The sequence below is a fragment of the Brevundimonas sp. CURTG3B2_SDJG genome, assembly GCF_057364705.1.
In genome coordinates, this window is the sequence record NZ_JBNFOJ010000135.1 from 1 (window position 1) to 7,943 (window position 7,943).

A 7,943-nucleotide genomic window follows, 5' to 3' on the forward strand; every position below is an offset into this window, starting at 1 on the left:
CGCGACCCCCGCGCCCCAATCCCCGGAACGGCGGCGTGGCCTGGTCCGAGGAGTGCCGGCCCGCCGACGGGGTGCGCGAACAGGAAGGCTTGCGCATCCGCCTGGGCGGCAAGGACTGACGCAGGCTCAGCCCTTGCGCCGCAGCCAGGCCGCGACCGCCCAGGCGTGGGCGTCGTGGCGCAGCTCGTTCAGCGCCGTGTGGGGATGCAGCCAGACCAGTTCGTGATCCGCCTCGACCTTCGCCGATGGGTCCAGCCCCAGCCGCTCGGCGATCCAGAAGCCGCCGGTGTTGTTGATCGGTTCGCCGGTCGACTTGAGGAAGAACTGAGCGGCCTCGGCGAAGCGGGCGAAGGGACGTACGGTCATGCCGGCCTCTTCCACGAACTCGCGGACCAGAGCCTGCTCCTCGGTCTCGTCACCGTCCACGGCGCCGCCGGGAAGGTCGTAGTAGCTGCCCTCGCCTCGGTCGACCCGGACGCAGGCCAGCTTGCCATCGTGGAAGACCAGGCCGAACGCCGTGGGCCGCAGCCGGTAGTCCAGGCCCGGAACGGCGACGCCGAACTGAAGCCGTTGAGCCAAGGTCACAGGTCGAACGCCAGGCGGGCGCGGACGCCCTTGTGCTGCTTGTCCAGCACCACGGCCGATCGCAGGCCCGAGGCCATGGCCGAGATGATCTTGCCGCCCAGCCCGGTGCCCTTGACCGCTCCATCGCCCATGCCCGGGCCGTCGTCCTCGACGGTCAGCAACGCCCGACCATCCTCGTGCGGCTCCAGCATCACCCGGATCTCGCCGCCCTGTCCGGGCGCGTAAGCGTACTTCACCGCGTTGGTGACCAGCTCGGTGACGACGACGCCCAGCGAGACCGCCTGGTCGGTCGAGACACGCATGGGGTGGGCGTTCAGGACGATGTCCGGGGAGCCGGCGTCCGGCCCCAGGGACTTGCCCAGTTCGTCGATCAGGCCCCGCAGGTATTCGTCCATGGCGACGGTGGACATGTCGCCGGAGGTATAGAGGCGACGGTGCACGTGGGCGACCGCCTCGATACGGGCTTGAGATTCCTTCAGCGCCGCCCGGGCCCCGTCGTCGGTCAGGTGGCGCAGCTGCAGCGACATGAAGCTGGAGACCAGCTGCAGGGAGTTGCCGACCCGGTGGTTGACCTCGCGCAGCATCGCCTCGGCGCGGTCGCGGGCCAGGCGGACCTCCTCTTGAGCCGCCTCGTGCGCGCGCTGCAGGCGGCGGCGCTCCAGGGCGTCCTCGATCGCATTGCGCAGCAGGGCGGTGAAGTCCTCGGAGACGTCCTTGATGACGTAGTCGGCGGCGCCGGCGCGCAGCGCGGCGACGGCGATGCGGCCTTCCTGGGCCCCGGTGACATAGACGACCGGCGGCGGGTTCTCGAGCGCGATGATGTCGGGCAGGACGTCCAGGCCTTCGCGGCCGGGCATGTAGTGGTCCAGGGCGACGATGTCGAAGCCGTCCGGCCGGGCGCTCAGAAGCTCCAGGCCCGCGTCGCCGTCGGGCGCGCAGGTGACGGCGTAGCCGTGTCGTCCCAGCTCCTTCTCGACCAGCCGCGAGAGGCCGCGGTCGTCGTCGATGTAGAGCAGACGGATAAGCTCCCCCTGAATCTTCACTCGATCTCCGGGGCCTGCATGACCGACAGGAACAGCCCGAGCTGGCGAATGGCGCCCGCGAAGCTTTCGTAGTCGACCGGCTTGGTGATGTAGACGTTGCAGCCGAGGTCGTAACAGCGCTGGATCTCGACCTTGTCGTCGGTGGTGGTCAGCACGACCACCGGGGCCCGGCGCAGGCGCTCGTCCCCCTTCACCCGCTCCAGGATGTCGGTGCCCGACATGTCCGGCAGGTTCAGGTCCAGCAGGATCAGCAGCGGACCGTTGGAGCGGGTCTCGTCGCTGAACAGGAAATCCAGCGCCGTGCCGCCGTCCGCGAAATGGGCGATGTCGTTGGCGATGTTGGCCCGGCGGATGTTCTTCTCGATCAGGCGCGCGTGGCCGTGGTCGTCCTCGATCATCACGATCTTGACGGAGGTGCTCATGAGAATTCTCCGGCGTCAGCGAGGATCAGGCGTGTGGGGAATTTGAGTATGAATGTCGACCCCTTTCCAAGCTCTGACTCAAGCGTGATGTCGCCGCCCAGCCGGCGGACGCTGTTCCGGACGAACGCCAAGCCCAGGCCTTCGCCCGGGCGGTCCTGACGGCCCGAGCGACGGAAGAGCTCGAAAATCCGCTCGTGATCCCGATCCGAGACGCCGCGGCCGTTGTCGGCGATCCGGTAGATCACGCCCGCATCGGTCCGTTCGCCCGAGACCACGATGCGGCCGGGCCGCGACGGGTCGAGGTACTTCACCGCGTTATCGATCAGGTTGCCGAAGATCTGTTCGATCGACAGCCGGTCGCTGTCGAGGCTGGGGAGCGGCTGGACCTCGATCGTGGCGTCGGCCGCCTCGGTCTGATGGCGAACGCTGTCGGCGATGGCCTGGACCATGGCCCCCATGTCCAGGAGCTCCGGGGTCAGATTGCGGCGGCCTTCGCGCGACAGCTTCAGGATCGCGTTGATCAGCCGGTCCATCTTCTCGGTCGAGGCGCGGATGAAGCCCACGGCTTCGGGCATGTCCTCGCGCACCGCCGCGATGACCTCGGGATCGACCTTGCGCCGGGTCTCGGCGCGAGCGACCTCGCGTTCCAGGACCTTGCCCGCCTGCTCGAGCTCGGAGGTGTAGCCCATGACGTTGACCAGGGGCGCGCGCAGGTCGTGGCTGACGATGTAGGCGAAGCGCTGGATCTCTTCGTTGGCGCGGGTCAGGTCGGCCGTCCGCTCGCGGACCTGGTGCTCCAGGCCGGCGTTCATGCGGTCCACGGCGGCCCGGGCGGCCTGGATCTCGATCACATAGCGGCGGACCAGCCAGGCGCTGGCCCCGGCCAGGACGATGACCAGAAGTCCGCCGATGGCGTTGGCGAGCACGGTCATGGCGCCGGCCCACTCCGACTGGCGCGTCCGGAACTGTTGGCGGGTCGCCTGAATTTCGTCGATGGCGGTGATCTCCACCCGCATCTCGTCCATCAGGGTCTTGCCCTCGCCGCTTCGGATGACGGAGACCGCCTCGCCGATCCGTCCGGTGCGGGCCAGATCGATGCTGCGTTCCATGATGTCGGTGCGACGGGTCGAGAGTTCGCGGATGTGCTCGATGCGAGGCTCCAGGTCCGGGTCGCCCTCGGTCAGCCGTTCCAGTTCGGCGTACAGGTCGGGCAGGACCCGCAGGGCTTCGTCGTGAACCAGCAGATAGTCGGGCTGGGCGGTCAGCAGGAAGCCGCGCTGACCGGTTTCGGCGTCCACCAGGCGTGTGAGCACCTCGCGCGCCGCGATCCGCACCTGCTGGGCGTGCTCGACCGTGTCGTTGAACTCCGCCGTCCGGCGGATCATGACGAACACGGCCAGATTGATCGCCAGAAGCAGGACGATGGCCAGCGCCAGCAGCCCCGCCACCCGCCGACCCAGGGTCGGCGTCCGCAGGAACTGGGCCAGGGCCTCGAAGGTGGGGCGTAGCGCCGAGATCATCGGCGGCGAGCATTAGCGGGGCGATTGTCGCTGTCCAGTCGCCCGTGGGGAGAAACTCTCGCCGCCTCCGGGATTTGGGGTAATGATCGACCTGTCGCGATCGGGGGAAAGGGACGCAAATGGTCTGGTGGTGGTGGATCGCGCCGGCGGCCGTCGGCCTGCTGGGCCTCTTGCTGCTGCTGAAGGGGCTGGGCGCCCTGTTCAAGGGCCGAGTGTTCGCCGCGCTGCTGGGCGGCCTGGGCGGAGCCGGCTTCCTGGCCGCGGCGGCCATCGCGACCCTGCTGGCCATGGACGTGCAGACCTACGCCCGTCTGACCTACGAGCGGCCGGTGGCGACGATCCAGACGCGCCAGTTGGGACCGCAGTATTTCGAGGCGACAGTGATCCAGCCCGGGCGGGGCGAGAACATGCCGGCGGCGACCAACCTCTATCCGTTGCACGGGGACGAGTGGCGCATCGAGGCCCAGGTTCTGAAATGGAAACCCTGGGCCAATATTCTGGGCCTGGACACCCAGTACCGGCTGGACCGACTGTCGGGACGCTATCGGTCAGTAGAGCAGGAGATCAACGCCGAACGCAGCGTGCATCCCCTGGCGATCCCGGACGGCGACGACGGCCTGCCGTGGCGGCTGAGCACATGGGATACGGCGCGGAAGTATCGCCGCTACGTCGACGCGGTCGACACCTTGTACGGAGGCGCCGCCTACATGCCCATGGCCGACGGCGCGCGCTATGAGGTCTGGATCACCCAGTCCGGTCTGGTGGCGCGGCCCGCCAACGACGCGGCGCGCAACGCCTCGGCGGGCGGCTGGGCGGAGGTTCGGTAGACCTTCGCCGGCGGCGACCCATTGCACAAAAAAACGGCGTGCAACGCGTGCAATGCGTGCAACCGGCGGGTTTGGTCGTGCGCCTTGGGCGGCGTCGACGGGCGGGATTGTCAAAGACCGGAACCCGCAGCGTCGCATGATGATGCGTCAGAAGCGGACGTAGGCGGTGGATGGGATCGGAGCTCTGAGTGGCGCGCGCGCTGGAAAGGTTCCTTCGCACGCACTCCTCCTCATTTGTGGGGAGGAGATAGGTTAGACGCTGCCGATGGTCCTGAGCCGCGCCTTGGGATGGACCTCGTTCTGGCTCATCACCACCGTCTGGCCGCGGAAGCGCTCGATGATCGAGCGGACGTAGGGCCGGATCTGCGGGCCCGTGAGCAGCACCGCGGTCTCTCCCGCCATGGCGGCGCGTTCGAAGACGTCGCGGACGGCGCGGATGAAGTCCTGGAGGCGCGAGGGCGCCATGGCCAGCTGCTTCTCCTCGCCCTGGCCGATCAGGGCCTCGGCGAAGGCCTGCTCCCATTCCGGCGACAGGGTGACGATGGGCAGCGCTCCGTCATCGCCCTTATGCTGCCAGCAAATTTGGCGGGCCAGGCGGGCGCGGACGTGCTCGACCAAGGTGGTGACCGAAGAGGTGTGCGGCGCGGCCTCGGCCAGGCCTTCCAGGATGGCGGCCAGGTCCCGGATCGAGACCTTCTCGCGCAGCAGGGCCTGGAGGACGCGCTGCAGGGTGGTGACGGTGACGACCGTAGGGATCAGCTCGTCGACCAGCTTCTTCTCCTCCGGACCCAGCTCCTTCAGCAGCTTCTGGACCTCGGCATAGGAGAGCAGGTCGGCCATGTTCTCCTTGAGGATCTCGGTCAGGTGGGTGGTCAGCACCGTCGAGGGGTCGACGATGGTGTAGCCGCGGAAGGTGGCCTCTTCGCGCAAGGACTCGTCGATCCAGGTCGCCGGGAGCCCGAAGGCGGGCTCGCGGGTGTGTTCGCCCGGAAGCTCGACCTGGCGGCCGGCGGGATCCATGGCCATCAGCGAGCCCAGACGCACCTCGCCCTGGCCGGCCTCCATCTCCTTGATGCGGATGGCGTAGCCCTGGGTCGGCAGACGCATGTTGTCGAGGATGCGGACGGACGGCATGACGAAGCCGAACTCCTGGGCCAGCGACCGGCGCAGCGCGCGGACCTGATCGGTCAGGCGACGGCCCTCGAGGTCGTTGATCAGCGACAGCAGGGAATAGCCCAGCTCGATCTTGACCTCGTCGATGGTCAGGGCCGTGCCGATGGGCTCCTCGACGTCCTCCTTGGGGCCGGCCACGACGGCCTCGGCGTCGACGGCCTTGGGCTTCAGGCGCTCGCGGCCCAGCCGCCAGGCCATGAAGCCGGCGCCGACAGCCAGCGCCGCGAAGGGAATCAGCGGCATGCCGGGGATCAGGCCGATCAGGCCGGCGGCGCCGGAGACGACCCCCAGACTGACCGGGTTGGTGGCCAGCTGCGAGACCAGGGCCTTGTCGGCCGAGCCCTCGACGCCGGCCTTGGACACCAGGAAGCCCGCGGCGATCGAGACGATCAGGGCCGGGACCTGGGTGACCAGGCCGTCGCCGATGGTCAGCAGAACGTAGGTGTTGGCCGCCTCGCCGATCGGCAGCTGATGCTGCAGCACGCCGATCAGGATGCCGCCGATGACGTTGATGAAGGTGATGATCAGGCCGGCGACGGCGTCGCCGCGCACGAACTTGGAGGCGCCATCCATGGCCCCGAAGAAGGTCGACTCCTGCTCCAGCTCCTTGCGGCGCCGCTTGGCCGTGTCCTCGTCGATCAGGCCCGCCGACAGGTCGGCGTCGATGGCCATCTGCTTGCCTGGCATGGAGTCCAGGGTGAAGCGGGCCGAGACCTCGGCGATACGGGTCGAGCCCTTGGTGATGACGACGAAATTCACCACCAGCAGGATGGCGAAGATGATGATGCCGATGACGAAGCTGCCGCCCATCATCAGGTTGCCGAAGGCCTGGATGACCTGACCGGCGGCGCCGTGGCCCTCGTGGCCGTGGGTCAGCACCAGCCGGGTCGTGGCCAGGTTGAGGCCCAGGCGGTACAGGGTGGCGACCAGCAGGACCGTCGGGAAGATGGCGAAGTCGAGCGGCTTCTTCATCAGAAGCGCGGTCATCAGGATCAGCACAGAGCCGACGATCGAGATGGCCAACAGCAGGTCCAGCAGCATGCTGGGGATCGGCACGATCAGCAGCATGATGATGCCGATGACGCCCATCGCCATCAGCACTTCGCCGCGCATCAGCCAGCCGCGCATCTCGCCCGCCGACGGGCGCGCCAGGCCGTCCTTCATCAGGGTCGAGGCCGGGACGTCAGTCATGCCCCAGGGCCTTCAGGGCGGTGCGGGTCGCCGCGGCGATGACGGCTTCGTTGGCTTCGGTCGAGCTTGCCGGGGTCGCGTGGTAGTAGACCGCAACCACCACAGGCTGTCCCGTCGGCGGATAGAGGACGCCGATGTCGTTGGTGGGGCCGTAGCCGCCGGTGCCGGTCTTGTGCGCCACGCGCCAGCCGGCGGGAACGCCCGCCTTCAGGCGTGCAGGGCCGGTCGGGGTGTCGGTCATCCATCGCAGCAGCAACGCCTTCGACGCGGAGCTCAGCGGGGTCCGGTTTGAAGTCAACAGCCGCAGCATGTTGCGGACCGACCGAGACGGGGTGATGGTGTCCATGTCGCCGTTCGCGCGGTTCATCTCCGCTCGAGCCGGTCGACTCGCGTGCTGTCGTCGCCGATGCCTCGATAGAAGGCGCGCAGGCTTTCCAGCCCTCCCATCTCGCGGATCAGGATGTTCGCGGCCGGATTGTCGCTGAGCTCGACCGTCGCCTGCATCAGCTGCTCCACCGTCAAGGTCGAGCCTACCGCCGGCTGGGTGGTCGGGGCATGGCTGATCATGTCGGCCTGAGTGATCGGGATGGCCCGCTCCAGCCGCTCCTCGCCCGCCTGCACACGCAGCAGGGTGGCGGCGGCGAGGTACATCTTGAAGGTCGAGCAATAGACGAAGCGTTCATCCGCTCGCCAGACGAGCTGCCGCGACCGGCCAAGGTCGAAGGCGGCGAATCCAAGCCGGCCGCCGTTCCGTGCTTCTAGTGCGGAGAGGTCGATCGCCTCGGTCGGGACGACGATCGCCGGGCGCGCGGACTGTTCCGTCGGCGCCGTCGGCGGCGAGCAGCCCATGACGCCCAGCGCGCCCAGGCCGGCCAGGACGCTTCTGCGGTCCGTTTCACCGGTCATGGTCAGGCCGCGTAGCCGGAGGCGGCCACGCCCGACTGGGGCGCGGGGATGCTCGTCCCCTCGTCGGCGTATTCGTTCAGCTTGTTGCGCAGGGTGCGGATCGAGATGCCCAGGATATTGGCCGCGTGGGTGCGGTTGCCCAGGCAGTGGGACAGGGTGTCCAGGATCAACGCCTTCTCCATCTGAGCCACCGTCTGGCCCACATGGGCGCGGGTGACCGCGTCCGCCGTATGGGCCGCGCGGCCCGCCGGCCGGCGCATAGCGGCGCGCGCCGTG

At 68.5% G+C, this 7,943-nt stretch carries 9 protein-coding genes; 1 reads left to right on the forward strand and 8 read right to left on the reverse strand.

The features are described from left to right. Nucleotides 1-126 precede the first annotated feature (126 nt). From AC2W7C_RS10400 to AC2W7C_RS10415, 4 genes are read right to left on the reverse strand one after another with little or no spacing between them, the layout of a single operon-like run. Nucleotides 127-579, reverse strand: coding sequence for an NUDIX domain-containing protein (locus AC2W7C_RS10400; RefSeq protein WP_486001377.1), 453 nt, complete (start codon nucleotides 577-579; stop codon nucleotides 127-129). Between the two features lie 2 nt (nucleotides 580-581). Next, nucleotides 582-1,628 carry a sensor histidine kinase gene (locus tag AC2W7C_RS10405; protein ID WP_486001378.1) on the reverse strand — a complete coding sequence of 349 codons (1,047 nt, stop codon included), beginning with the start codon at nucleotides 1,626-1,628 and terminating at the stop codon, nucleotides 582-584. Beyond that, nucleotides 1,625-2,050 (reverse strand): response regulator, encoded by a 426-nt coding sequence (locus AC2W7C_RS10410; protein WP_486001379.1) that lies wholly within the window; start codon nucleotides 2,048-2,050, stop codon nucleotides 1,625-1,627. Before AC2W7C_RS10410 ends, AC2W7C_RS10405 begins: the two co-directional genes overlap by 4 nt. Further along, nucleotides 2,047-3,570, reverse strand: coding sequence for a sensor histidine kinase (locus AC2W7C_RS10415; RefSeq protein WP_486001380.1), 1,524 nt, complete (start codon nucleotides 3,568-3,570; stop codon nucleotides 2,047-2,049). The genes AC2W7C_RS10410 and AC2W7C_RS10415 overlap by 4 nt, the downstream gene beginning before the upstream one ends. Before the next feature lie 119 nt (nucleotides 3,571-3,689). Between AC2W7C_RS10415 and AC2W7C_RS10420 the strand changes: the two genes are divergently transcribed. Beyond that, on the forward strand, nucleotides 3,690-4,397 hold the full coding sequence (locus tag AC2W7C_RS10420) for a hypothetical protein (protein ID WP_486001381.1): 708 nt from the start codon (nucleotides 3,690-3,692) through the stop codon (nucleotides 4,395-4,397). A 252-nt stretch (nucleotides 4,398-4,649) separates the two neighbouring features. Here AC2W7C_RS10420 and flhA read toward each other — a convergent pair whose 3' ends face one another. From flhA to AC2W7C_RS10440, 4 genes are all read right to left on the reverse strand, one after another. After that, complete coding sequence (gene flhA / locus AC2W7C_RS10425; protein WP_486001385.1) at nucleotides 4,650-6,734, reverse strand: flagellar biosynthesis protein FlhA; 2,085 nt, start codon at nucleotides 6,732-6,734, stop codon at nucleotides 4,650-4,652. A 19-nt stretch (nucleotides 6,735-6,753) separates the two neighbouring features. Continuing rightward, nucleotides 6,754-7,128: a serine hydrolase gene (locus tag AC2W7C_RS10430; RefSeq protein ID WP_486001382.1), complete on the reverse strand. Its 375-nt coding sequence runs from the start codon at nucleotides 7,126-7,128 to the stop codon at nucleotides 6,754-6,756. Then, nucleotides 7,125-7,667, reverse strand: coding sequence for a serine hydrolase (locus AC2W7C_RS10435; RefSeq protein ID WP_486001383.1), 543 nt, complete (start codon nucleotides 7,665-7,667; stop codon nucleotides 7,125-7,127). Before AC2W7C_RS10435 ends, AC2W7C_RS10430 begins: the two co-directional genes overlap by 4 nt. A gap of 2 nt (nucleotides 7,668-7,669) precedes the next feature. After that, on the reverse strand, nucleotides 7,670-7,943 hold a 274-nt coding region (locus AC2W7C_RS10440; protein ID WP_486001384.1), incomplete at its 5' end, for a helix-turn-helix domain-containing protein.

Coding starts and splice junctions, on each gene's coding strand:
- AC2W7C_RS10410 (WP_486001379.1), bottom strand. CDS start 2,050: ATGAGCACCTCCGTCAAGATCGTGATGATCGAGGACGACCACGGCCAC.
- AC2W7C_RS10415 (WP_486001380.1), bottom strand. CDS start 3,570: ATGATCTCGGCGCTACGCCCCACCTTCGAGGCCCTGGCCCAGTTCCTG.
- AC2W7C_RS10420 (WP_486001381.1), top strand. CDS start 3,690: ATGGTCTGGTGGTGGTGGATCGCGCCGGCGGCCGTCGGCCTGCTGGGC.
- flhA (WP_486001385.1), bottom strand. CDS start 6,734: ATGAAGGACGGCCTGGCGCGCCCGTCGGCGGGCGAGATGCGCGGCTGG.
- AC2W7C_RS10430 (WP_486001382.1), bottom strand. CDS start 7,128: ATGAACCGCGCGAACGGCGACATGGACACCATCACCCCGTCTCGGTCG.
- AC2W7C_RS10435 (WP_486001383.1), bottom strand. CDS start 7,667: ATGACCGGTGAAACGGACCGCAGAAGCGTCCTGGCCGGCCTGGGCGCG.